The sequence below is a fragment of the Nocardiopsis camelliae genome (assembly GCF_028993595.1).
In the GTDB taxonomy this organism is placed as follows: domain Bacteria; phylum Actinomycetota; class Actinomycetes; order Streptosporangiales; family Streptosporangiaceae; genus Nocardiopsis; species Nocardiopsis dassonvillei.
In genome coordinates, this window is sequence record NZ_CP118614.1 from 1655224 (window position 1) to 1679492 (window position 24269).

Annotated in this window: 20 protein-coding genes; 8 read left to right on the forward strand and 12 right to left on the reverse strand. The window is 73.1% G+C overall.

All coding sequences use genetic code 11. The annotated features are described in order from the left end of the window. Positions 1-43: 43 nt before the first annotated feature. From rimO to PV789_RS07410, 4 genes are all read left to right on the forward strand, one after another. The gene (rimO, locus tag PV789_RS07395) at positions 44-1486 is read left to right on the forward strand and encodes a 30S ribosomal protein S12 methylthiotransferase RimO (RefSeq protein WP_274976729.1); all 1443 of its coding nucleotides are present in this window, start codon (positions 44-46) and stop codon (positions 1484-1486) included. Next, the gene (gene pgsA / locus PV789_RS07400; RefSeq protein ID WP_212641035.1) at positions 1483-2088 is read left to right on the forward strand and encodes a CDP-diacylglycerol--glycerol-3-phosphate 3-phosphatidyltransferase; all 606 of its coding nucleotides are present in this window, start codon (positions 1483-1485) and stop codon (positions 2086-2088) included. Before rimO ends, pgsA begins: the two co-directional genes overlap by 4 nt. Further along, a complete protein-coding gene (locus tag PV789_RS07405; protein ID WP_274976730.1) occupies positions 2085-2636 on the forward strand; it encodes a CinA family protein in 552 nt (183 codons plus the stop codon). The genes pgsA and PV789_RS07405 overlap by 4 nt, the downstream gene beginning before the upstream one ends. A gap of 159 nt (positions 2637-2795) precedes the next feature. Continuing rightward, the gene (locus PV789_RS07410; RefSeq protein WP_013151706.1) at positions 2796-3152 is read left to right on the forward strand and encodes a helix-turn-helix domain-containing protein; all 357 of its coding nucleotides are present in this window, start codon (positions 2796-2798) and stop codon (positions 3150-3152) included. 105 nt (positions 3153-3257) lie between these two features. On the opposite strand, the gene PV789_RS07415 is transcribed toward PV789_RS07410, so the two are convergent. The 5 genes from PV789_RS07415 to PV789_RS07435 all read right to left on the reverse strand — a co-directional run bounded on the left by PV789_RS07415 (position 3258) and on the right by PV789_RS07435 (position 8894). Further along, positions 3258-3722, reverse strand: a complete 465-nt coding sequence (locus tag PV789_RS07415; protein WP_013151707.1) for an RrF2 family transcriptional regulator — start codon at positions 3720-3722, stop codon at positions 3258-3260. Positions 3723-3959: 237 nt separating this feature from the next. Next, positions 3960-5432, reverse strand: a complete 1473-nt coding sequence (locus PV789_RS07420; RefSeq protein WP_274976731.1) for a glycoside hydrolase family 3 protein — start codon at positions 5430-5432, stop codon at positions 3960-3962. A gap of 133 nt (positions 5433-5565) precedes the next feature. Then, a complete protein-coding gene (locus PV789_RS07425) occupies positions 5566-6534 on the reverse strand; it encodes a carbohydrate ABC transporter permease (protein ID WP_274976732.1) in 969 nt (322 codons plus the stop codon). After that, positions 6531-7526, reverse strand: a complete 996-nt coding sequence (locus PV789_RS07430; protein ID WP_274976733.1) for a carbohydrate ABC transporter permease — start codon at positions 7524-7526, stop codon at positions 6531-6533. Before PV789_RS07430 ends, PV789_RS07425 begins: the two co-directional genes overlap by 4 nt. Before the next feature lie 90 nt (positions 7527-7616). Beyond that, positions 7617-8894, reverse strand: coding sequence for an extracellular solute-binding protein (locus PV789_RS07435; protein ID WP_274976734.1), 1278 nt, complete (start codon positions 8892-8894; stop codon positions 7617-7619). Positions 8895-9168: 274 nt separating this feature from the next. Between PV789_RS07435 and PV789_RS07440 the strand changes: the two genes are divergently transcribed. Continuing rightward, positions 9169-10383, forward strand: a complete 1215-nt coding sequence (locus PV789_RS07440) for an ROK family transcriptional regulator (protein ID WP_274976735.1) — start codon at positions 9169-9171, stop codon at positions 10381-10383. Positions 10384-10550: 167 nt separating this feature from the next. Here PV789_RS07440 and PV789_RS07445 read toward each other — a convergent pair whose 3' ends face one another. Both PV789_RS07445 and PV789_RS07450 read right to left on the reverse strand, forming a co-directional pair. Further along, positions 10551-11090, reverse strand: coding sequence for a GNAT family N-acetyltransferase (locus tag PV789_RS07445; protein ID WP_274976736.1), 540 nt, complete (start codon positions 11088-11090; stop codon positions 10551-10553). A 235-nt stretch (positions 11091-11325) separates the two neighbouring features. Next, positions 11326-15855, reverse strand: coding sequence for an ATP-dependent helicase (locus PV789_RS07450; RefSeq protein WP_274976737.1), 4530 nt, complete (start codon positions 15853-15855; stop codon positions 11326-11328). A 75-nt stretch (positions 15856-15930) separates the two neighbouring features. On the opposite strand from PV789_RS07450, the gene PV789_RS07455 reads away from it, so the two are divergent. The 3 genes from PV789_RS07455 to recX all read left to right on the forward strand — a co-directional run bounded on the left by PV789_RS07455 (position 15931) and on the right by recX (position 18014). Further along, complete coding sequence (locus PV789_RS07455) at positions 15931-16125, forward strand: DUF3046 domain-containing protein (RefSeq protein WP_130396862.1); 195 nt, start codon at positions 15931-15933, stop codon at positions 16123-16125. 175 nt (positions 16126-16300) lie between these two features. Beyond that, positions 16301-17437, forward strand: a complete 1137-nt coding sequence (gene recA, locus PV789_RS07460) for a recombinase RecA (protein ID WP_475467878.1) — start codon at positions 16301-16303, stop codon at positions 17435-17437. Beyond that, the gene (recX, locus tag PV789_RS07465) at positions 17430-18014 is read left to right on the forward strand and encodes a recombination regulator RecX (protein WP_274976739.1); all 585 of its coding nucleotides are present in this window, start codon (positions 17430-17432) and stop codon (positions 18012-18014) included. The genes recA and recX overlap by 8 nt, the downstream gene beginning before the upstream one ends. A 268-nt stretch (positions 18015-18282) precedes the next feature. On the opposite strand, the gene PV789_RS07470 is transcribed toward recX, so the two are convergent. From PV789_RS07470 to PV789_RS07490, 5 genes are all read right to left on the reverse strand, one after another. Beyond that, positions 18283-20463: a prolyl oligopeptidase family serine peptidase gene (locus tag PV789_RS07470; protein ID WP_274976740.1), complete on the reverse strand. Its 2181-nt coding sequence runs from the start codon at positions 20461-20463 to the stop codon at positions 18283-18285. Positions 20464-20643: 180 nt separating this feature from the next. Continuing rightward, positions 20644-21783, reverse strand: coding sequence for an amino acid ABC transporter permease (locus PV789_RS07475; RefSeq protein WP_274976741.1), 1140 nt, complete (start codon positions 21781-21783; stop codon positions 20644-20646). Beyond that, complete coding sequence (locus tag PV789_RS07480; RefSeq protein WP_212641023.1) at positions 21780-22454, reverse strand: amino acid ABC transporter permease; 675 nt, start codon at positions 22452-22454, stop codon at positions 21780-21782. The genes PV789_RS07475 and PV789_RS07480 overlap by 4 nt, the downstream gene beginning before the upstream one ends. A gap of 78 nt (positions 22455-22532) precedes the next feature. Then, a complete protein-coding gene (locus PV789_RS07485; RefSeq protein ID WP_274976742.1) occupies positions 22533-23381 on the reverse strand; it encodes a glutamate ABC transporter substrate-binding protein in 849 nt (282 codons plus the stop codon). A gap of 44 nt (positions 23382-23425) precedes the next feature. Beyond that, the gene (locus PV789_RS07490; RefSeq protein WP_274976743.1) at positions 23426-24169 is read right to left on the reverse strand and encodes an amino acid ABC transporter ATP-binding protein; all 744 of its coding nucleotides are present in this window, start codon (positions 24167-24169) and stop codon (positions 23426-23428) included. Between the last annotated feature and the right edge of the window lie 100 nt (positions 24170-24269).

The following is a 24269-nucleotide window of genomic DNA, read 5'->3' on the forward strand; positions in this document are numbered from 1 at the left end:
CGGCCCCCGCGCCACCCGAAGCTCTCCCACACGCTTGGAAGCCATGTCATCGCGCCGTACTGTCTCACTCGTCACCCTGGGGTGTGCGCGTAACGAGGTCGACTCCGAAGAGCTGGCCGGGCGCCTGTCCGCTGGCGGCTGGGACCTCGTCGAGGGCGACTCCGAGGCCGACGTCACCATCGTCAACACCTGCGGGTTCATCGACGCGGCCAAGCAGGACTCCATCGAGACCCTCCTGGAAGCGGCGGAGAACGGCGGCAGAGTCGTCGCCGCCGGGTGCATGGCCGAGCGCTACGGCTCCGAGCTGGCCCAGGCCCTGCCCGAGGCCCAGGTCATCGGCTTCGACGATTACGCCGCCATCACCGACCGGCTCGACGACGTCGTGGCCGGGCGGACCCTGGTCCCGCACGACCCCCGCGACCGGCGCACGCTGCTGCCGATCAGCCCGGCCGAGCGCGACGCCTCCCAGGCCCACGTCCCCGGCCACGCCAGCTTCGCCGACTCCGCCGGGGCCGAGGGCACCGAGCTGCCCTACCGCGCCTCCGTCCCGCGCCGACGCCTGGTCGGCGGGCCGGTGGCCAACCTCAAGATCGCCTCCGGCTGCGACCGGCGCTGCACCTTCTGCGCCATCCCGACCTTCCGGGGCGCCTACCTCTCCCGCCGCCCCGACGACATCGTGCGCGAGGCCGAGTGGCTCGCCTCCGAGGGCGTGCGCGAGGTGTTCCTGGTCAGCGAGAACTCCACCTCCTACGGCAAGGACCTGGGCGACGTGCGCGCCCTGGAGAAGCTCCTGCCCCGCCTGGCCGCCGTCGAGGGCCTGGAGCGGGTCCGGGTCAGCTACCTCCAGCCCGCCGAGGTCCGCCCCGGCCTGGTGGACGTGCTCACCGGGACCCCCGGCGTGGTGCCCTACTTCGACCTGTCCTTCCAGCACGCCAGCGGCACCCTGCTGCGCCGCATGCGCCGCTTCGGCGACCGCGAGCGCTTCCTGGAGCTGCTGGACACGGTCCGCGGGCGCGCCCCCGAGGCCGGCTCGCGCTCCAACTTCATCGTGGGCTTCCCCGGTGAGACCGAGGCCGAGTTCGAGGACCTGGTCTCCTTCCTCTCCGAGGCCCGGCTGGACGCCATCGGCGTGTTCGGCTACTCCGACGAGGACGGCACCGAGGCCTTCGGCCATGAGGGCAAGCTGCCCGACGAGGTCGTCGCCGAGCGCGTGGACCGGCTCAACCGCCTCTCCGAGGAGCTGATGGCCCAGCGCGCCGAGGAGCGGATCGGCTCGGAGGTCACCGTCCTGGTGGAGACGGTGCTGGAGGACGGCGCCTACGAGGGCCGCTCCGAGCACCAGGCCCCCGAGGTGGACGGCAGCACGATCCTCTACGGCGAGGGCCTGGCCGTCGGCGACCTGGTACGCGCCACCGTCATCCAGTCGGCCGGGGCCGACCTCATCGCGGAGCAGGACGACACCCACGGGGAAGCCGCCGACAGATGAGCACCCCCGACCCCGCGGCCACCCCCGCCCCCCGCGTTCCCCTGTGGAATATCGCGAACATCCTCACGATGAGCCGCCTGGTCATGGTGCCGCTCTTCGTGTGGTTCATGTTCCTGGACGGCTCGTGGTGGCGGTTCGCCGCCTTCTCCGTCTTCGTGCTGGCCGCCATCACCGACCGGGTCGACGGCGAGATCGCCCGCCGCCGCAACCTGGTCACCGACTTCGGCAAGATCGTCGACCCCATCGCCGACAAGGCGCTCACCGGCTCCGCGCTGGTGGTGCTCTCCCTCCAGGGCGACCTGTGGTGGTGGGTGACCATCGCGATCCTGGTCCGCGAGTGGGGCATCACGGCGCTGCGCTTCGCGGTCCTGCGCTACGTGGTCATGCCGGCCAGCCAGGGCGGCAAGCTCAAGACGGTCCTCCAGATCGTCGCGATCAGCGTCTACCTCTTCCCGCTCCAGGTGCTGCCCTTCAGCGAGGTCTTCGTCTGGTTCGCGCACGTCGTGATGGCCGCCGCGCTGGCGGTCACCCTGTGGACCGGCCTGACCTACGTGTTCGACGCCGTGCGCGCGGTGCGCGCCCGCAAGGGCCCCGCCGCGTGACGGAGGAGCGGGACCGGCCGGTCCCCGGTGACCCGGACCCGCGCGCCGCGGCACTGGCCGCGGCCGGGGCCGCCCACCGGGCCCTGCTCGCCGCCGGCGCCACCTGCGCCACCGCCGAGTCGCTGACCGGCGGCCTCGTCGGCGCCCACCTCACCGCGATCCCGGGTGCCTCGGGCACCTACCGGGGCGGCGTCGTGGCCTACGCCACCGACGCCAAGGACAGCGTCCTGGGCGTGCCCGCGGACCTGCTGGCCGAGCACGGCGCCGTCCACCCCGAGGTCGCCGGGCACATGGCGCTCGGCGTCCGCCGCCTGCTGGGCTCCGACTACGGCGTCGCGGTCACCGGCGTGGCCGGACCCGATCCCCAGGACGGCCAGCCCGTCGGCACGGTTTTTGTGGCCGTCGCCACGCCCGACGGGGCCACGCGGGGCCGCCGTTTCCGTTTCACCGGGGACCGTGCGGGTATCCGATACCGCACGGTCGAGGGGGCGCTGCTGCTCCTGGACACCGCTGTGCGCGGGAGCACGGAAGGAAACGCCCGGGACTGAACTTTCCGGGCTGTTCTTCCTTTCCTCACCCTTGGGAACAAAACCACCCCTGGGCGGGGTTCCCCCTCCAGCGAACAGGACGGCAAGAGGTGCCCGAATCGGGCGTGGGACAGGTACGGTGGTGTATATGAAGGTCGCTACCGGTGGGAGGGAGCGCGAATGATGGTCCTGCTTCGTCACCTACTTGGTGACGTGCTCAGGCGGCTCCGGCAGCGCCAGGGCCGCACCCTCCGTGAGGTGTCGGCCGATGCACGTGTATCCCTCGGTTACCTGTCGGAGGTCGAGCGCGGGCAGAAGGAAGCCTCTTCCGAACTGCTCTCCTCGATCTGCGGGGCGCTGGGCGTCCCGCTCTCGCAGGTACTGAGAGAGGTCTCCGACCAGCTCGCCCTCGCCGAGCTCCAGGAGGCCGCGCTGCTGGGTGACGCGGTCACGACCGACCCCGTCTCCGCCCAGGACCTCGGCATCGACCCGGTACCGGATCGCGTTCCCCAAGTCGCCGACATGGTGGGGGTCTGACCCCTCCTCGGAACTGTCCGTCCATCGTCACCGTGACCACGACGAAGGAGCCGACCAGACGGTCGGCTCCTTCGGTGTTCACGGGACCTGCGCGCGGGGCGGCGGTCAGCGGTGGGTGTGGTTCACCCAGGCCTCGGGGTCCTCGGCCAGCGAGCGCACCGTCTCGGGCAGCTCGTTGGTCACCAGGTGCTGGAGGTTGACGCCCTCCAGGATCGCGCGCTCACTGGCGCGCAGCGCGATCCACACCTGCTGGAGGCTGCGGGCCGCGCCGTCGTAGTCCACGTGCTCGGGGCGTTCCCCGCGCACGTTGGCGAGCGGTCCGTCGACCGCGCGGATGATGTCGGCCAGGGAGATCTCCCCCGCCGGACGGGCCAGCCAGTAGCCGCCGACGGGGCCGCGCTGGCTGCGTACCAGACCGGCCCGGCGTAGCTGGGTGAGGATGTTCTCGAGGAATTTTCCGGGGATGGCCTGCGCGCGTGCGAGCTGTTCGGCCGTCACCGGCCCCTCGTCGGCGACGGCGAGTTCCGCCGCCGCGCGTAGCGCGTAGTCGACCCGGGCTGAAAGGCGCATGCTGTGATTATGCCGTGTGTAAGTGGGCGAATGGGGCACCGGTCGTCGACGGGAACGCCGCCGACCGGGATGCTTCAGGCCAAGGGTACTTCTCCTACCGGGTTGCGGGGACATCGGTGACGTCCCCGCTCCCGGGGTGTCCCGCCCCAGTATGTCCGCCGTGGTGACGGGCGTCACCCGAACGCGCCGACCCGGCCGGTCGCGGACCGGCCGGGTCGGGGAGCGGGGCCGGGGCGCTCAGTTCACGCCGGGGGAGGGGGCGCCCACCGGGGCCCCCAGCAGCTCCGCCGCGCTCAGCCCGTTCACGTGCGCGGCGCCGTAGGTGCTCACGTGCGCGCCGCAGTCGGGCCGCCAGATGGGCAGCCCCATCTCCACCACCACGGCGTCGGGGTGCGCGCTGAGCAGGCGGTTGACGAGCGCCTGGGCGGAGGGGTAGCGGTGCGCGTCCCGCACCACCACGACCAGGTCGCGGTCCCGGGCGCTGGCGGCCAGCCGGTCGGCGTGCGCGACGTCGGGGGTGACCCGTTCGGTGCCCGGGAACCAGGGGGACAGGCCCCAGGGGACCTCGCCCACCGCCATGCCGGAGGGGGCGTCCACCTCCACCACGTAGGGGTCCGCCAGCGGCGGCAGGTCGCCGTCCACGCGCACCGCCCGGCGGGCGCCGACCAGGCCCACCCCGTCGGCCGCGGGCACGTCCGGGCGCCGGGTCTGGGCCGTGCGGATCCAGCTCCGCAGCTCGGCGTTGCGTCCGGCGGCCTCCTCCAGGCGCTCCCCGGACAGGCGGCCCTCCCGGACCGCGTCCACCAGCGCGGCGCGGATCAGCTCGACCTGGTCGGCGTAGACGAACCGACCCAGGCACAGCAGGTCCACCCCGGCGGCCACCGCGCGCACGCAGGCCTCGGGGATGCCGATCCGGCCGCTGACGCCCTGCATGTCCATGGCGTCGCTGACCACGGTGCCGGTGAAGCCCAGCTCGCCGCGGAGCAGGTCGTTGAGGATGCGCGGGGTGAGCGTGGCGGGGCCGTCGCCGCCCAGGCCCGGCATCTCGATGTGCGCGGTCAGGATCGACCGGACGCCCGCCTCCACGGCCGCGCGGAACGGCAGCAGCTCGCGGCGGCGCAGCAGGTCGGCGTCGGCCTCCACGCGCGGCAGCACGTGGTGGGAGTCCTGGGAGGTGGCGCCGTGGCCGGGGAAGTGCTTGGCGCACGCGGCCACGCCCGCCTCCTGGAGGCCGAGCACGGCGGCCGCCGCGTGCCGGGCCACCAGTTCGGGGTCGGAGCCGAAGGAGCGGGTGCCGATCACCGGGTTGTCGTCGGCGACGTTGACGTCCACCGAGGGCGCCAGATCCAGGTTGAAGCCCAGCTCGGCCAGGCGCCCGCCCAGGGAGCGCAGGGTGGCGCGGGTCAGGCCGGGGTCGTCCACCGCGCCCAGGGCCGCGTTGCCGGGGTAGTCGCTGCCCTGCGCCTGGCCGATGCGGGTGACGTCGCCGCCCTCCTCGTCCAGGGAGATCAGCGGGGTGTCGGTGACCCCGGCCAGGGTCGCGTTGAGCGCGGTCACCTGCTCGGGGCCGTCCAGGTTGTTGTGGAACAGACAGACACCGGAGATCCCGTCCGCCAGACCCTCCAGGACCCAGCGCGGGGCTTGGTAGGACTCGAAGGGCACCAGCAGCGTGGCGTTGGCCAGACGCGCCAGGGTCGGGTCGTACGGCATGACGAACTCCGTTCGGTGAGCGAAGGGGTGCCCGTGGTCGGGCAGACGAAGGGCGGGCAAACGGGGGGAGGGCGCGCCCGGAGCGGGGCCCGCGGTGTCCGTCGCGGGACCCGCCCCGGCGGGAGGGACGCGGTCAGCCCTTGACCGCGCCCATGGTCAGGCCGGAGACCATGCGCCGCTGGACGAACAGGAAGAAGATCATCACGGGGATGGTCAGCAGGGTGGAGGCGGCCATGATCGGCCCCCACTCGGTGCCGAACCGGCCGAAGTAGTAGGACAGCGTCAGCGGCAGCGTGTAGTTGTCGGTGCTGCGGCCCAGGAACGTCAGCGCGACGATGAACTCGTTCCACGCGGTGATGAAGGCGAAGATGCTCGCCGCGACCAGGCCCGGCGCGACCAGGGGCATCAGGATGCGCCAGAAGACGGTCCAGGCGCTGGCGCCGTCGATGGCCGCCGCCTCCTCCAGCTCCTTGGGCACCGCGGCCACGAAGCCCCGCAGCATCATGATGGTGATCGGCAGGGACACGGCCGTGTACACGATGAGCAGGCCGGACAGGTTGCCGAGCAGCTCCACGCCGCTGACGTCGGACAGCTGGCGGAAGTTGATGAAGATGGAGATGATCATCGCCTCCATCGGCACCATCTGGATCACCAGCAGCAGGATGATGAACGCGGTGCGCAGCCGGAAGCGGAACCGGGCCACGGCCACGGCGGCCAGCAGCGACAGGAACGCTCCCATGGCCACGGAGGCCACGGTGAGGAACAGGCTGTTGCCCAGGAACTGCCAGAAGTTCACCCCGGGGATCAGCTGGCCGTTGAGCACCCGGTCGAAGTGCTCCAGGGTCGGCGCCGTCGGGAAGATCGTCTGGTCGCGGGTGAAGATCTCGCCCACCGGCTTGAAGGCCGTGATGACCATCCAGTACACGGGGAACACCGAGAACAGGAACACCGCGAGGCCGGCCAGGTACAGCGGCAGGCGCCGCAGCCGGCGCAGCGGGCCGCGGCGGTAGACGCGCCGGGGGCCGTTCAGGCCGCCCGTCCCGGCGCCCCCGGTGGCGCGCTCGCGGACGGCGGAGACGGAGGTCTGGTCGATCGCGGTCATCGGGTCTCCCCCTGGCGGATCATGATGCGCAGGTAGTACGCGGTGACGGCGAGGATCATCACGGTCATGACCACCGCGATGGCCGAACCCATGCCGTAGTTGGCCGGGCTGGCGCTGAAGCCCTGCTGGTAGATGTAGTACGAGAGCAGGTAGACGTCCTTGTTCTGGAAGCTGTTCGCCAGGATGTAGAGCTGGGTGAACACGCGCAGGTCCCAGATGATCTGGAGGACCAGCAGCAGGGCGAACAGCGGGCGCAGCATCGGGAACGTGACGTTCCAGAAGGCCTTCCAGCCGCCCGCGCCGTCCATCCTGGCGGCCTCGTACAGCTCGTAGGGGATGCTCTTGAGCCCGGCGAGCACGGAGACGGCCACGAAGGGGAAGGACTGCCAGACGATCACGGTGACGAGGATCGAGAACAGCGGGAGCGGTTCGAGGAACCAGTTGTACTGGAGCCATCCGCTGCCCACCAGCCAGTCCGGCAGCCGGTCCAGGATGACGTTGACCAGGCCCCGCTCGGGCAGGAACAGCCAGCGGAAGACCAGGGAGGCGCTCAGCGCGGGGGTGGCCCAGGCGAGCATCATGCCCAGGGCCACGAACCCCGAGAACCACTTGGGGAGCTTGTTCAGCAGCAGCCCCACGAGGGTGCCCAGCACCATCGTGATGCCGACCATCAGCACGCAGACCACGACCGTGTTGCGCAGGATCCCCCAGAACTCGGGGTCGGTCAGCAGCGTCTGGTAGTGGGCGAAGTTGTTCCAGGCCGGGCCCGGCTGGTTGGGCAGGAGGTTGCGGGTGGTGAAGCTGGTGAGCGAGTACCACACCATCTGCACGATCGGCCACAGCAGCACGACCGCGAGGAGGATCAGAGCCGGTGCGATGAGCAGGTACGGGGTGGGAAGCGCGAGGCGGCGGCGAGGTGCGGGCTCGGAGGCGGGGGCCTTCACGGCCTCCTCCCGCTCGCGCGCGGGCGCTGGTTCGACGGTTTGTGCCATGGTCTTCTCAATCGAGGCGTGGGCCGACCGCGGCGGGCGGGGCCGTTGGACCCCGCCCGCGCACAGCTCTACTCAGTCAGACGGGAGGGGCTACTCGACCGGCTCGTTGAGGATCGAGGTCAGCTCCTCGTTGGCCGCCGCCAGGACCTCCTCGGCGTCGCCTCCCTGCACGATCTCCAGGACGGCGCCCGGCAGGATCTTGTTGTCCTGGTCGGCCGCGGTCCAGCGCGGGGTGGTCGGGAAGAACTGGGTGTGCTGCATCTGCTCGGCGGCAGCGGCGGTGGCGGGGTCCTCCTGGTACGTCTCGCTCTCCAGAAGGTGCGGGTATGCCGGGAAGAAGCCCGCGACGTCGGCGTAGCCCTGGCCGCCCTCCTCGTCGCCGAGGACGGTGAGCAGCTCGAAGGCCAGGTCCGGGTGCTCGGTGGTGGTGAACACCGTCAGGGCGGAACCGCCCGCGAAGGCCGGGGCGATGCCCTCGGCGCCGGGGATGGGCGCGGCGACGATGTTCTCGACGACCGCCGGGTCCTCGGCCTGCTCCTCCATGGAGCCGATCGCCCAGCCGCCGTCGATGTACATGCCCAGCTGGCTGTTGGCCATGTCGGCCAGCGCGATGAGCTCGTTCTGGCCGACGTAGTCCTGCGGCGAGATGCCGTCGGTGGTCAGGCTGGAGTAGAACTCGATGGCCTCGACGGTGGCGGGGTCGGTGAGGGTGCCCTCCCACTCCTCGCCGTTCTGCTCCGCGATCGAGCCGCCGTTGCTCCAGATGAAGCTGGCGATGCCGTTGGTGAAGTCGGTCGGCGCGGCGAAGCCGGGGACGTCGTACTCCTCCTCGATGGCCTCGGCCACCTCGACGAGCTCGTCCCAGGTCGTCGGCGGCTCGTGGCCGATCTCCTCCAGCCAGTCCGCGCGGTAGTACAGGGTTCGCACGCCCGAGAACCACGGGACGCCGTACTGGACGCCCTCGTAGGTGCCGTACTCCAGGGCGTTCTCGTCGATGCCCGCGGCGGCGTCCCAGCCGCTCACCTGCTCGGTGATGTCCATCAGGGCGCCCTGCGCGGCCCAGCCCGCGACCTGGTCGTTGCCGACCTCCAGCACGTCGGGGGCGTCGCCGCCGGCGAGGGCGTTGGTGATGGCCTCCTGCGCGTCGGGCCAGGGGATGAACTCGACCTCGACGGCCACGTCCGGGTTGCTCTCCTGGAAGCGCGCCTCGACGTCCTCGAAGTACTCGACGAGGGGCTCCTGGGAGGTGCCCATGACCCAGACGGTCAGGCTGTCGGCCTCGCCGCCCCCGTCACCGGAGTCGGAGCCGCCGCACGCTGAGGCGAGCAGGACCACGGCCGTGGCCGCGGCGATCTTGGGGAACCTCATCTGTATCTCTTCTCCCTTCGCACGACGCGCCGGGGTGCGACGCCTGTGCTCGAACCGACCTGGGATGATCGTGGGAATCACCCCGCGGCTCGACGTCTTGTGGGGGTTGTGCTGGGATAGCACGTTGGCCGCCCGGCCGGAGCGGGTACCGGGAGGGCCCAGCGAGTATCGGAAGGGCCCGAAGCGGGCCTTACGAGGACGTGACCTCCTGTGAGGTTGTGAGCTAAATTAACAGGAAACTTTCCTAATAAAAACAGGGTGAGGTGTCACGGTTATGTCTCAACGTCCGGGGACTCCCCGGCTGCTACGCCAGCTCAACGACCGCGCGGCACTGGAACTGCTCCTGTCCGCGGGGCCCTTGACCAGGACGCAGCTGGGAACGCGTACCGGCCTTTCCAAGGTGACCGCCTCCCAGCTGCTCGCGCGGCTGGAGGAGCGGGACCTGGTGCGCGTCGTGGGCAGCCAGGCGGGCGGGCGGGGGCCCAACGCCGCGCTGTACGCGGTGGTGCCCGAGAGCGCCTACGTCGCGGCCCTGGACGTCAGCGCGAGCCGGGTGACCGCGACGATCGCCGACATCACGGGCCGCATCGTCAGCGACGTCGCGGTCGACCCCAGCGCCTCCGACGACCCCGTCGCGCTCGTCCACACCGCGGTGATGCGCCTGGCCGACACCGCGGGGGTCGCGCTGGACAGGGTCCGCGCCTGCGTCATCGGCACCCCCGGCGTCGTCGATCCCCGCACCGGCGACATCCGCTTCTCCTTCGACCTGATGTCCTGGCACGAGGGCATCCTGGAGGCCCTGCGCGCCGACCTCAAGCGCTCGGTCATGATCGAGAACGACGTGAACCTGGCCGCCCTGGCCGAGCACTCCGAGGGCGCCGCCGCCGGGGTGGCCGAGTTCGTCCTCATCTGGCTCAGCGCCAACGGCGGCGTGGGCATGTCCACCATGATCGACGGCCGCATCCACCGGGGCCGCTCGGGAGGCGCGGGCGAGATCGGCTACCTGCCCGTGCCCGGGGCGCCCATGCCCACCGACGTGGGCCTGTCCGGCGGCTACGAGTCCCTGCGCGACGGCGTCAGCCGCGAGCTGCCCCACGGGTTCCAGGCGCTGGTCAAGGCGGGGCAGGTGGTCGAGCTGGCCGCCGGGTACGGCATCGAGGGCACCGACGTCACCGAGGTGGTCGGGGCGGCCTCCGCCGCGGGGACCCCGGAGGCGGACGCCTTCCTGGACGACTTCGCCGAGCGCCTGGCCCGCGGGGTGGCCGCGGTCGCGGTGATCCTGGACCCCGGCCTGGTGGTGCTCGGCGGGGACGTGGCCAGGGCGGGCGGTGTGAAGCTGGCCGAGCGGGTCCAAGCGGCCGCCGCGCGCATCGCCCCGAACGCGACCGAGGTCGCGCTGGGAAGGGTGGAGGGCAGCCCGGTCGTGCGGGGCGCTCTGCTGCACGCCTTGGAACGGGCCCGGGAGGACGTCTTCTCCTCGACGGTGTGAAACCGCCGGGCTCCGGCCCCATGGGAGCCCTCCCACGGCGGCGGGCGCGGGCCTTCACCAGCGGGAGCCCGTCCCCGGCAGTCCCTTCCGCTCCTCCGTCCGCGCCCCGGCTCCCTCACCCGGCCGGGGCGCGGCCACCCGGCCCGCGCGGGCCGGGCACGGAGGGCTCAGGACTGCCGGGCCAGCTCCCGGACCATCACCACGCGCGGCAGCACCCGGATGCCCGCCCGCTCCTCGGCCCGCCAGACCTCCTCCAGGCCCGGACCCCACTCCGCAGGGGGGAGCACGGAGAACCCGCGGTCCGCGTACCAGGGCCCGTTCCACGGCAGGTCGCGGAAGGTGGTGAGGGTGAGGCGGGTGTTACCGGCGGCGGCCGCCTCGGCGCACACCGCCTCCAGCAGGGCACCGCCGACCCCGCGCCTGCCGTGCCCGGGGTGCACGGCCAGCTGTTCCAGGTGCGGGCACCCGTCCACGGTCACTGTCGCGGCCAGGCCGACCACGGGGCCGCCAGTCTCGGGGTCCTCGGCCGGGCCTGCGGGAAGGGCCCCGGCCGTGTCCCCGGCGGACTCCTCGGCCACCAGGACCCGTTCCGCGTGCGCGAGCACCTCCCGCGGGTCGTCGGGGGGCAGCACCACCCCGGCCGCGGCGAACACGGTGTCCGCCGCCAGCGACACCTCCACCACCCGCGGTTCGTCCTCCGGCCGCATCGGTCGGATCCCCTGTCGCCCCACCGGTCCCCCTCGTACTCGTGCCCTCTCCGGCGCGGACGCCATCCTGACCGGTTCCGGCCGCCGCGGCCAGCCGTTTTCGCGTCCCGGCGAAAGGTGCGCGGGCCCGCCCGTGCGCGCTCACGCGCACGGGCCCTCCGACGCCGCCGGACGGGGGACACCGCCCTGCGACGCGTCGCCGGCCCGCGCCCCGCGGCTGTCCGGCCGGGGCGGGTCAGGGGCGCAGGCGCAGCCCCTTCGGGGTCACGTGGAACCCCGCCGCCACCAGCGCGGCGTCCACCGGCGTCGCGAACACCTCGACCCCGTCGGCGCGCTCCACCGTCAACGCTCCCGCGCGTCCGTCCCGCACCGCCCCGGCCAGGGCGCGGGCCGCCCGCTCCAGCAGGGCGGGCGGCGAACCGAAGGTCAGCACCGAGCGGCCGCCCCGCCCCACGTACAGGGTCAGCCGCCCCCCGTCGATCACCACCAGCGAACCCGCCGACCGGCCCGGCCTTGCCTGGGCGTCCCCGGGCCAGGCCAGGTCCGTGCCGAACGGGTTCGCCGGGTCGGTCGCCGCCAGCACCACCGGTTCCGCCGCGCCGCCGGAAACCGCGCGCAGCCGGTCCACGGCGCCCGGCAGCGCGAACTGGGCGCCGCCCAGCCCGTCCACGAAGTAACCGCGGCGCACCCGGCCCGACTCCTCCATCGTCCGCAGCACCCGGTACTCGTCCGGGGAGATCCGCCCGCCCTGGTGGCCGCGCACCAGCACGCCCCGGCGCTCCAGGCGCGCCTCCAACCGCGCCAGGACCCGCCTGGTGGGATCGCCCTCCCGCTCGGGCAGGGCCCACCACCGCCCCGCGGCCGTGGGCGGTCCCGACCGGGTGGGCAGTACCGGGCGCGCCAGCCGCCCCGCACGCGAGGGCGCGCGGCGCGGGGCGGCCCCCGAGCCCAGCACCGCGCGCAGCGGGGCCAGGGTGTCGTTGGTGACACAGCCCGACCACACCAGCTCCCACAGCGCCGCGACCAGCTCCGCGTCCGTCACGGCCGAACCCCCCGACGCGCCCGCCGCACGGTCGGCGAGGTCGCGGAAGAACAGCGCCCCGCCCCCGCACAGCGCCTCCAGCACCGCGTGGGCCGTGGTGCCCTCCCGCGGCGGCACCGGTTCGGGCAGCAGCAGGGCCGCCTCGTCGGCCGGGGCCAGGCACACCCACCCGTCCTGCCCGGGCAGCGCGCCCGCACCGGCCCAGACGACCTCGCCCGCCTGCGTCAGCTCGTCCAACCGCCGGGGCGCGTAGTCCTCCACACGGGAGGGCAGCACGAGGGCCTCCAGCGCCGACGCCGCCACCGTCGCGCCGCGCAGCGACTCCACGGCCTCGAACACCGCGTCGGGTCCGCGCCACCGCTCGCCCGCGACGGCGCGCTGCCACAGCGGCGCGAACGCGGCCAGGGCGGTCTGCGCGACCGGCTCCACCTCGCTGCGCAGCCGTGCGACCGACCCGCGCCGCAGCCGCCGCAGCACGTCGGCGTCGCACCACTCGGTGCCCGTCCCGCCGGGCCGGAACCCGCCCCGGTGGACGCGCCCCAGCCGGGACAGCTCCCGCAGCACGCCCTCCACCACGTCCGCGCCGAGCCCCAGCCGCGCCGCGGCCTCCCCGGAGGAGAACGGCCCGTGCGTGCGCGCGTAGCGCGAGACCAGGTCGCGGGTCGGCGCCTCCACCGGCTCCAGGAGGGCCCCGGCGACACCGGCGGGCGGCCGCGCGCCCAGCGCGTCGCGCAGCCGCGCCGCGTCCTCCACCGCGCACCAGCGCTCGGCGCCCGCCACGGTCATCCGCACCACCCGGCCCGCGGACTCCAGCTCCTCCAGCCACTCCCGCCGGGCTCCCCGCGCCCCGGCCTCCTCCGTGGTCAGCGGCCCCACCTCGCGCAGCAGGTCGGCCGCCCCCTCGGCGTCCCGGGCGCCCGAGCCGGGCGCGGTCCGCTGCAACAGCGCGCCGACCTCCTCCACCACGCGCGGATCGAGCAGCTCCCGCAGGTCCGCCTCGCCCAACAGGTCGGCCAGCAGAGAGGTGTCCAGGGTCAGCGCCTGCGCGCGCAGCTCGGCCGCGGGGGCGTCCCCCTCGTACAGGAACGCCGCCGTGTACTCCATCATCAGCGAGCGCGCGAACGGCGACGCCGTCTCGGTGCGCACCTCCACCACCCGTGTCCGGCGGGACCGGACCCCCTCCAGCGCCTCCACCAGGGCGGGCACGTCGAACACGTCCCGCAGGCACTCGCGCACCGCCTCCAGCACCATCGGGAACGACCCGTAACGGCCCGCCACCGACAACAGGTTGGAGGCCCGCAGCCGCTGCTGCCACAGCGGCATCCGCCGGTCCGGCCGCTGGCGGGGCAGCAGCAGGGCCCGCGCCGCGCACTCGCGGAACCGCGCGGCGAACAGCGCCGACCCGGGCAGCTCGCCGGTGACTGCCTCCTCCACCTCCTCCGGGTCCAGCGACACCAGGTCGGCCAGCTCGCCCGGCCGGTCCCAGCCCCCGGCGTCCGGCAGCCGCAGCACGATCCCGTCGTCGCCGTGCACGACCTGCGCGTCCGCGCCGAACCGGTCCCGCAGCCGCCGCGCCAGGGCCATCGCCCACGGCGCGTGCACCCGCGCGCCCAGCGGGGAGTGCACGACCGCGCGCCAGTCCCCGACCTGGTCGCGGAAGCGCTCGACGACCACGGTCCGGTCGTCGGGCACGTGCCCGGTGGCCTCCCGCTGCTCGGAGACGTACTCCACCAGGTTGCGCGCGGCCCACGCGTCCAGCCCCGCCCCCTCGGCCAGGGCCAGCGCCTGCGCCGGTTCCGCCGCGGCCAGCTCCCGGGTCAGCGCGCCCACCGCCCGGCCCAGCTCCGCGGGCCTGCCCTGCGCGTCGGCCTTCCAGAACGGCATCCGGCCCGGCCGCCCCGGCGCGGGGGAGACCAGCACCCGGTCGGCGGTGATCGCCTCGATCCGCCACGAGGTGGACCCCAGCACGAACACGTCGCCCACCCGCGACTCGTAGACCATCTCCTCGTCCAGCTCGCCGACCCGGGTGGGCGCCCGTCCCGGCGCGGAGCCCCCGTCCCGCCCGGTCAGGTGCACCCCGTACACGCCCCGGTCGGGGATGGTGCCGCCGCTGACCACCGCCAGCCGCTGCGCGCCCGGGCGCGCCCGGAGCACGTCCGCCTCCCGGTCCCACACCAGGCGGGGGCGCAGCTCGGCGAACTCGTCCGAGGGGTAGCGGCCGGACAGCATGTCCAGGACCGACTCCAGCACCGTGTCGGCCAGGTCGGCGAAGGGCGCGGCCCGCCGGACCAGGGCGGCCAGCTCGGGCACCGGCCAGTCGTCCATGGCGGCCATCGCCACGATCTGCTGGGACAGGACGTCCAGGGGGTTGCGCGGCATCTCCAGGCGCTCGATGGCGCCCGCGCGCATCTGCCCGACCACCACGGCCGTCGCCAGCAGGTCGCCCCGGAAGCGGGGGAGGAAGACCCCGCGCGAGGTCCCGCCCACCTGGTGCCCCGCCCGGCCGACCCGTTGCAGGCCGCTGGCCACCGACGGCGGCGAGGCCACCTGCACCACCAGGTCGACCGCGCCCATGTCCACGCCCAGCTCCAGGCTGGAGGTGGCCACCACGCAGCGCAGCCTCCCCCGCTTCAGCTCGTCCTCGATCAGGGCCCGCTCGGCCTTGGACATCGAGCCGTGGTGGGCGCGGGCGACCACCGGGGGGCCGCCGCGGCTGTGCCCGGACTGGGCGATGACCTGCGCGGGCACCTCCTCCGGCGGCAGGCGCCCGCCGTGCCGTTCGGCGTGCAGGTCGTTGACGCGGGCGCACAGCTTCTCCGCGGTGCGGCGCCCGTTGGTGAACACGATGGTGGAGCGGTGGGACTCCACCAGGTCCAGGACCCGACGCTCCACGTGCGGCCACAGGGACACGCCGCCCGCGCCCCGGGCGCCCCCGTCGTCCTCCGCGCCGCCGGAGGGCCGGGCCGGCCCCGGGTCGCCGGGCTCCTCCATGTCGGGGACGGGCACCACCACGCGCAGGTCCATGCCGGGGGATCCGGGCGGGGCGACGACGTCCGCGCCGCCCAGGAACCGCGCCACCAGGTCGGGCGGGCGCACGGTCGCCGACAGGCCGATCCGCTGCGCCGGGCGGTTCAGCAGGGCGTCCAGCCGCTCCAGGCTCAGCGCCAGGTGCGCGCCGCGCTTGCTCCCCGCGAGCGCGTGCACCTCGTCGACGATGACCGTCTCCACCCCGGCCAGCCCCTCCCTGGCCCGCGAGGTGAGCACGAGGAACAGCGACTCGGGCGTGGTGATGAGCACGTCCGGCGGCCGGGTGGCGAGCCTGCGCCGCTCGGCGGCCGGGGTGTCGCCGGTGCGCACTCCCACGGTGACCGGGGACAGCGCGTGCCCCCCGGCCTCGGCGGCGGCCGCGATCCCGGCCAGGGGGACGCGCAGGTTGCGCTCCACATCCGCCGCGAGGGCCTTGAGCGGGGACACGTACAGCACCCGGCAGCGGCGGGCCCGGTCCTCGGGGACCGGGGCCGAGGACAGCCGGTCCAGCGACCACAGGAAGGCCGACAGGGTCTTGCCCGAGCCGGTCGGGGCCACGACCAGCGTGTTCCTCCCGTCCTGGACCGACTCCCAGGCACCGGTCTGGGCGGGGGTGGGGCCCGCGGGAAAGGCCCGGTCGAACCAGGCCCTGGTGGCGGGTCCGAAGCGTTCGAGGGGGCGGGGCGCACGGCTCATGCCGCCAGTGTGCCCGCGGGCGGGGACAAAGGGGAGGGGACGCGGCGGACGCCGCGATCACCGATACTGGGCCCGATGAGACTCACGGTTTTCTGGCACAACATGCACGAGCAGTTCGGCGAGGCCTACGCGCAGAGCGTGGCCCGCGACCACGTCCTGGAGGGGCTCGGGTCCCGCACGGTGGAGCAGGCGCTCGCCGACGGGGCGGCGCCCAAGGAGGTGTGGCGCGCCGTGTGCGACGCCTTCGACCTGCCCGCCTCCAGACGCTGATCCGGCGACGGACCTCCCGCGAGGTCGCATCCGTTTCGTACGCCATATCGAACACAGGTTCGGGTAGGGTGGGTTGTCCACAGGCGGACGTGGGACGTCGCGATTGTCGTAGCGACCGCGTAGCGTCGTGCTCACCATGAAGAAAAAGGCATCCACCCAACAACAGGGGTATCCCGTGGCATCTGGAGACCGAGACAAGGCTCTCGAAACAGCGCTCGCCCAGATCGAGCGGCAGTTCGGCAAGGGCTCCATCATGCGCCTGGGCGACGACGACCGCCCGCCGGTGGAGTCGATCCCCACCGGGGCGATCGCGCTCGACGTGGCGCTCGGCATCGGCGGCCTGCCCCGGGGCCGCGTCGTGGAGGTCTACGGCCCCGAGTCCAGCGGTAAGACCACCGTGGCCCTGCACGCGGTGGCCAGCGCCCAGCGGATGGGCGGCATCGCGGCCTTCGTCGACGCCGAGCACGCGCTCGACCCCGAGTACGCCAAGAAGATCGGCGTCAACACCGACGACCTGCTGCTCTCTCAGCCGGACACCGGTGAGCAGGCGCTGGAGATCGTCGACATGCTCATCCGCTCCGGCGCGGTCTCCATCATCGTCATCGACTCCGTGGCGGCCCTGGTGCCCCGCGCCGAGATCGAGGGCGAGATGGGCGACAGCCACGTCGGACTCCAGGCCCGCCTGATGTCCCAGGCGCTGCGCAAGATCGCCGGTGCGCTCCACCAGACCAACACCACCGCGATCTTCATCAACCAGCTGCGCGAGAAGGTCGGCGTCATGTTCGGCTCGCCCGAGACGACGACCGGCGGCAAGGCGCTCAAGTTCTACGCCTCGGTGCGCCTGGACGTGCGCCGCATCGAGACGCTCAAGGACGGCACCGACGCGGTCGGCAACCGCACCCGCGTCAAGGTCGTCAAGAACAAGGTCGCGCCGCCCTTCAAGCAGGCCGAGTTCGACATCCTCTACGGGGTGGGCGTCTCGCGCGAGGGCAGCCTCATCGACCTGGGCGTGGAGCACGGCATCGTCCGCAAGTCGGGCGCCTGGTACACCTACGAGGGCACCCAGCTGGGCCAGGGCAAGGAGAACGCGCGCAACTTCCTGCGCGAGAACGCCGACATGGCCAACGAGGTCGAGAAGAAGATCAAGGAGAAGCTGGGCGTGCCCGTCAAGGGCGACGACAGCGCCTCCGGCCCGGCCGCCGAACCGGCCAAGGCCGCCGCGGAGGCGGCTTCGGACCCGGCCGCCGCGGCCAAGGCGCCCGCCAAGCGCGCCGCGGCCAGGACTCCCAAGGCGCCCGCGGCTGATGCGTGAGGGGGGCCGGTCCCCGGACCGGCACCACTCCGAGGACGACGGCCCCTTCCCGGGCGGTTCCGCTCCGCCCGGGAAGGACCCCGAGGCCGAGGCCCGCGCCCTGGTCCTGCGGATGCTCACCCACTCCCCGCGCACCCGCGCCCAGCTGGAGCGGGCCCTGCACCGCCGGGAGTACGAGGAGGAGGTCGTCACCTCGGTCCTGGACACGTTCGGTGAGGCCGGGCTGATCGACGACGCCGCCTTCTCCCAGGCCTGGGTGTCCTCCCGCCACCACGGCAGACGGCTCTCCCGCCGCGCCCTGGCCCAGGAGCTGCGCACCCGCGGCGTGGAGGAGGACACCGTCCGGGAGGCCGTCGGCGAACTCAGCGACCAGGACGAGGAGGAGGCCGCCCGCGACCTGGCGCGCCGCCGCCTGGCCGCCACCCGTGGCAGGGACCAGGAGACGCGGACCCGCCGCGCCCTGGGTTTCCTGGCCCGCAAGGGCTACTCCGCGGGCCTGGCCTACCGGGTGGTGCGCGAGGAGCTCGAACGCGAGGGCGTGGAGGCCGAACTCCACGCCCCCGACCCCGACTTCTGAGCCCGTCGCCGCCGATCCCGCCGGGGGCGCCGTCACCGCCGTCCGGGCTTCGATCCCGACGGCGACCGCCTGCGCGTGGGCACCCTGAAGGACTGAGGCCCCGAGGACCCGGACCGGTGTACGGGGACGGCCCCGAGACCGCCCCGCTCCCTTCCGACCCCGAGGGACCGCGGACCCGCGCGGGGTCAGCCGCCGCCAGCGGTCGGGGCGGTGGTGTCCTCCGCCGGACAGTGGGACCGCCCGTCCCGCCCGCCCCGTTTCCGAAGGGTCAGTCGTCGGCGGTCGTCGGACCGGCGGCGGCCTCAGCGGGCCTCGGGGACCCGCTGTCCCGTCCGGGATCCCGCGCGAGCGCGCCGGCGGTGTCCTCCGCACTCGGTGCGTCCTCGGCGTCCTCGATGCCTCCGGGCTCCCCGGCGTCCTCCGCGGCCGGTTCCGCGCCGTCCCCGCCATCCCCGGTCTCCGGCGGAACGGTCACCAGCTCCAGCGGCGCCACGTCGGCCTCGAACCCGAACACCCGCGCGTAGAAGGCCAGCTCCGACTCCAGGGAGCGGATCCGCGCCTCCTGCCCGGTGAACCCGTGCCCCTCGCCCTCGAACTCCACCAGCGCGTACGGCGCCCCGCGCCGCCCCAGCGCCGTCGCCATCGCCGTGGCCTGGTCCGGGGTCACGACCCTGTCCTCCAGGCCCTGCACCAGCAGCACCGGCACGTCGATCTCCCCGGCGCGGTTGACCGGAGAACGCTCCCGGTACCGCTCCACGAACCCCGGCAGCGTCCCCACCAGCGAGTCCAGGAACCGCGACTCGAAGTCGTGCGTGGTCCGGCTGAACCCCAGCAGGTCGGTGACCCCGAAGAGGGACACCCCGCATGCGAACGTGTCCCCGGTCAGCGCCATCAGCGCCGTGTACCCGCCCGCGCTCGGACCGCGGATCGCCAGCCTCCGGGGATCGGCCACCCCCTGTTCCACCAGGGCCCGGGCCGCGGCCACGCAGTCCTCCACGTCCACCACGCCCCACTCCTTGTGCAGACGCTTGCGGTACGGGCGCCCGAACCCCGTGGAACCGCCGTAGTTGACGTCCACCACACCGATCCCCCGGCTGGTGAAGTAGGCCTTGGCCAGGTCGAACTCCAGCGTGCTGACCGACACCGGGCCGCCGTGCGCCCACACCACGTACGGCGCGGGCCCGTCCGCGGACGCGTCGGGGTGGGTCGGCGGGTAGACGTTCGCGTTCACCGGCGCCCCGTAGCGGCCCGGCAGCGTCTCCTGGCGGGGCACGGGCAGGTAGGCGGTGTCCGGCAGCTCCTCGGCGGCCCGGCGCAGCACCTCCACGCCCCCCGAGTCCGGGTCCAGCCGCACCAGGCACGGCGGCTCGGTCGGCGAGGAGGCCACCGCCACCACGGTGCGCCCGTCGGTGTCCAGCATCGACCACGTGGTCAGGCCGGTCGCGACCGGCGTCAGATCCAGGGTGTCGGGGTCGTACACGCTCGGGGTCAGGTCGGCGTGCCCGTGCAGCGCCACCACCCGGCCCGAGTCCAGCACGCAGAACGACCGGTTGCCCAGGCGGCCGGGAGAGGCGTGGAACTCCTCCTCGGCCGGGTACAGCGCCAGCGCCTGCCCGGTCATCCCCGCCTGGTACAGGTTCCACCAGCCCGGCCAGTCCGAGGCCACGTACAGCGTCGCGTCGTCGGCCCAGGCCGGGGAGACCACCGACTCGTCCACCCCGCCCTTGAGGGTGTACTCGCCGGTCAGCCCGGTCAGCCCGGTCAGCCCGGTCAGCCCGGTCAGCCCGGTCTCGCCCAGGGCGCCCACCCTCAGTTCGCTGCCGTCCCAGGGCATCCTGGGGTGGTTCCACCGCACGTAGGCCAGGTGGGCGCCGTCCGGCGACGGGGTGGGGGAGGCGTAGAAGTCCGCCCCCGAGACCAGTTCGCGCACCGCGGAGGGGTCCTGCGCGCCCCGTCCCGACAGCGGCACCGACACGATCGAGCGGCGGACCGCCCCCTCCCCGTGCCTCTCGCGCACGCACAGCACGGCGCGTCCGTCCGCGCTCAGCGCGGGGTCGGCGTAGCGCGAGGCGCCGTCGTCGGGGGTGAGCGGCACCGGCTCCGAGGAGCCGCGTTCCAGCAGGTAGAGGCGTTGGTCGGAGGACTGGGAGAACACCACGCCCATGCGGGTGATGGCCTTGTCTTCGCGGCGCGGGACCGGCAGGTAGGCGCGCCCGCCGTACTCGTGCACCCGGGTCCCCGCGCTCCAGGGCGCGGGCAGCAGCTCGGTCACCGTTCCGTCGGCGTCGCGCCGCATGAGGGTGGTCCGCCCCTCCTCGGGGCGGCCCTCCTCCCACCAGACCTCCGCGCCCGCGACGGACGGGAACGCCATCCGCCGCACTCCTCGGGCGACGTCACCGGCGCTGATGGGCGATGGCCAGGAGCCGTGGGGGCTCGACAGTTCAGACATGTCCGCTCAGGGTGGGTCGAGGATTCGATGCGATGACATGTCGACCTTAGTCCTCGTTCGCCCGCTTGTGCAGTCCCGAAGGGCCCTCCGCGCGCCGCCCTCCGCGGGGCCGCGACGACGACGGCCCCGTGCGCGCCGGGGGGCGCGCACGGGGCCGTACCGGCCGTGGGGAAGGAGGGGTCAGTCCTTCCGGTCCCCCTCGCCGTCCGCGTCGTCGCCGTCGTCGGACTTCGCCGGGCGGGATCCGTCCAGCGCGTCGGGCAGCGGCTCCTGCACGGTGGGCTCCACCGCCACTGAGCCGGCGGGGCCGCTGACCTTGGCGGCGCCGTCGCCGAAGCCGCCGCCGGTGCTCGCGGGCCGGACCGGGACGTCCTCGCCGCCCGCGGGCTTGGCCGAGGGCCTGCCGCGGCGGGCGTTGCGCCGCTCCAGCCAGATCGCGACCCGGCTCAGCGAGAGGTTGATGGCGATGTAGATGGCCGCGCAGATGATCGCGGCCGGGATCACGTTGCCCTCGCGCGTGGCCAGCAGGGTGAAGCTGCGCAGCATCTCGGGGAAGGCGATGATGTAGCCCAGTGCGGAGTCCTTGAGCAGGACCACGAGCTGCGCCACGATCGCGGGCATCATCGCGGTGATCGCCTGCGGGATGAGGATCATCCGCATGTTCTGGCCCCGGGTCATCCCGATGGCCTGGGCGGCCTCGGACTGGCCCTTGGGCACCGCGAGGACCCCCGCGCGGAAGACCTCCGCCAGCACGGAGCCGTTGTACAGGGTCAGACCCGTGACGACGGCGGCCAGCGCCGAGACCTGGAAGGTGCCCGCGGGGATGTCGAACACCTGGTAGGCCACGATGGGCAGCGCCATCGTGAAGAAGATCAGCATCAGCAGCGGGATGCCGCGGAAGAACTCCACGACGGCCCCGGCCGGAACGCGGATCCACCACTTGTCGGACAGGCGGCCGATGCCGAACACCAGGCCGAAGACGATGGCCAGGATCGAGGCGGTCAGCGCCGCGGTCAGCGTGTTCTGCAGGCCCGGGAGGACGTAGTCGGTCCAGGTGTCGGGCCGCAGGAACGGCTCCCACTTGTCCGAAGTCCACTCGCCCGCGGGGTTGACCGCCCAGGTCGCCGGTTCGCTCAGCAGCCCCCAGGTGAGCGGGTTGAACAGCGAGAACCCGGTGTCGCGCAGGGAGCCGTTGAACCCCAGGTACAGGATGGTCAGGCCGATCAGGGCCAGGAACACGGTGACGACCGTGTAGATGGCGTTGCGCCTGCGGGCCTTGGGGCCGGGGGCGTCGAAGAGGACGGAGCTCTGCGCGCTCATCGGACCACCGCCACGCGCTTGGAGAGCCAGCCGAAGAAGTAGCCCGTCGGCAGGGTCAGGATCAGGAAGCCGATCGCGAAGCCGACGAAGGTCGGCAGGACCGGAGCGATGCCCTGGTCGAACATGAGCTTCATCTCCCTGGACGCCTCCTGAACGCCCAGCCCCGCGACGGAGGCGACGGTCGTGTTCTTGATCAGCGCGATGAGCACGCTGCCCAGCGGGCCGACGACGGTGCGCAGCGCCTGCGGGATGACGATCATCCGCAGGTTCTGGGTGAAGGTCAGGCCCAGCGAGCGGGCCGCCTCCACCTGGCCGAGGGGGATCGTGTTGATCCCCGCGCGCAGCGACTCCGAGACGAAGCATGCGGTGTAGCCGGACAGGCCGATGACGGCCCACCAGAACACGTCCCACGCGACGCTGTCGGCCAGGGCGATTCCCAGGGCGCTGTTCAGGCCCAGACCGCAGAAGAGCAGGACCAGGGTCAGGGGCGTGCTGCGGATGCCCTCGACGTAGGCGGTGGCTATGCCGCGCAGGAGCGGGACGGGGGAGACCCGCATGGCCGTGAGCAGGACGCCCAGGACGAAGGAGAAGAGGGCGCTGAGGAGGGTGAGCCGGACGGTCCATGAGAAACCGTCGACAACCCTGTCGATATTGCTGAGAAAGGCTTCCATGGGTCCCAGCTGGTCAAGGGCCGGGCGGCGGGGCCGGGGACGGCCCCGCCGCGGGGCGCACGGTCGGGGAAGGGGAACCTACTGGCAGGCGTCGACCTCGGGAGCGGCCTCCTCGTAGGCGAAGTCGGTCTCGCCGAAGGCCGTCTCCAGGGCCTCGACCGCGTAGCCCTCGTCCCACATCTTCTGGACGGCGGCGTTGACCTCCTCGCACCGCTCCGTGGAGCCGGCGGGCAGGCCCACGCCGTAGCGCTCCTCACCGAAGGGATTGTTGACCACGCGGTAGGTGCCCGGGTCCTGCGCGGCGAAGCCCGCGAGGATGGTGTTGTCGGTGGTCACCGCGTCGACGGTGCCGTTGCCCAGCAGGGACAGGCACTCGGAGTAGTTGCCCGCCTCGCGCAGCTCGGCGTCGATGCCCATGTCGTCGACGATGTTGTTGGCGGAGCGGGAGCCGGAGGCCGAGCACAGGACCTTGCCCGCCAGGTCGTCGGGGCCCTGGATGTCCTCGTTGTCGGCCTGGACCAGGATGTCCTGCTGGGCCACGTAGTACGGTCCGGCGAAGTCGACGACCTGGCGGCGCTCGTCGGTGATCGAGTAGGTGGCGATCACCATGTCGACGGTGCCCTGCTGGAGGAAGGACTCGCGGTTGGCGGAGGCGGCCTCGGTCCACTCGATCTGCTCGGGCTCGTAGCCCAGCTCGCCGGCGATGTAGGTGGCCACGTCCACGTCGAAGCCGACGGGGGCGTCGCCGTCCAGCAGGCCCAGGCCGGGCTGGTCGTACTTGACGCCGATGGTGATGGTGTCGCCGCCACCCTCGCCGCCGCCTTCGCCACCGCTGCCGCCGCCGACGTCGGCGGTGCCACAGGCGCTGAGGGCGAAGGCCAGGGCCGCGGTGCCGCCCAGGATGGTGCTGATGCGACGGACTCGCATGTGGGGTACCTCTTCCTTGCTTCGTGCGAAGAACGCGGGGAAACCTAGTGGGTCAGGATCTTGGACAGGAAGTCCTGGGCGCGCTCGGACCGGGGGTTGGTGAAGAACTCGTCGGGGGTGTTCTCCTCGACGATCTGTCCGTCGGCCATGAAGACGACCCGGTTGGCCGCGCGGCGCGCGAAGCCCATCTCGTGGGTGACCACGACCATCGTCATGCCCTCGGAGGCGAGGTCGGTCATGACGTCGAGGACCTCCTGGACCATCTCCGGGTCCAGGGCCGAGGTCGGCTCGTCGAAGAGGATCACCTTGGGGTTCATCGCCAGGGCGCGGGCGATCGCCACGCGCTGCTGCTGACCCCCGGAGAGCTGCGCCGGGTACTTGTCGGCCTGGTTGCCGATCCGGACGCGCTCCAGCAGTTCCATGCCCCGGGCGTCGGCCTCGGCCTTGTTCATGCGCAGGACCTTGGTGGGGCCCAGGGTCACGTTCTGGAGCACGGTCTTGTGGGCGAACAGGTTGAACGACTGGAAGACCATGCCCACGTCGCTGCGGAGCCGGGCCAGGCCGCGGCCCTCCGCGGGCAGCGGCTGTCCGTCCAGCGTGATGGTGCCGGCGTCGATCGTCTCCAGGCGGTTGATCGTGCGGCACAGCGTCGACTTGCCGGAACCGGACGGCCCGATGACGACTACCACCTCGCCGGAGTTAACCGTCAGATCGATGTCGCGGAGCACGTGCAGGTCGCCGAAGTGCTTGTTGACGTTCTCCAGCACGACGAGAGGAGTTGAGGTCATGTTGGGGAACCTAATGGGTCCATGTTGCCGTGTCATCACGAAATCGCCGTCCGTCTGCGGAGTAGCAGACTTGTTACGGCGTGATCGGCGAAACTGTTAT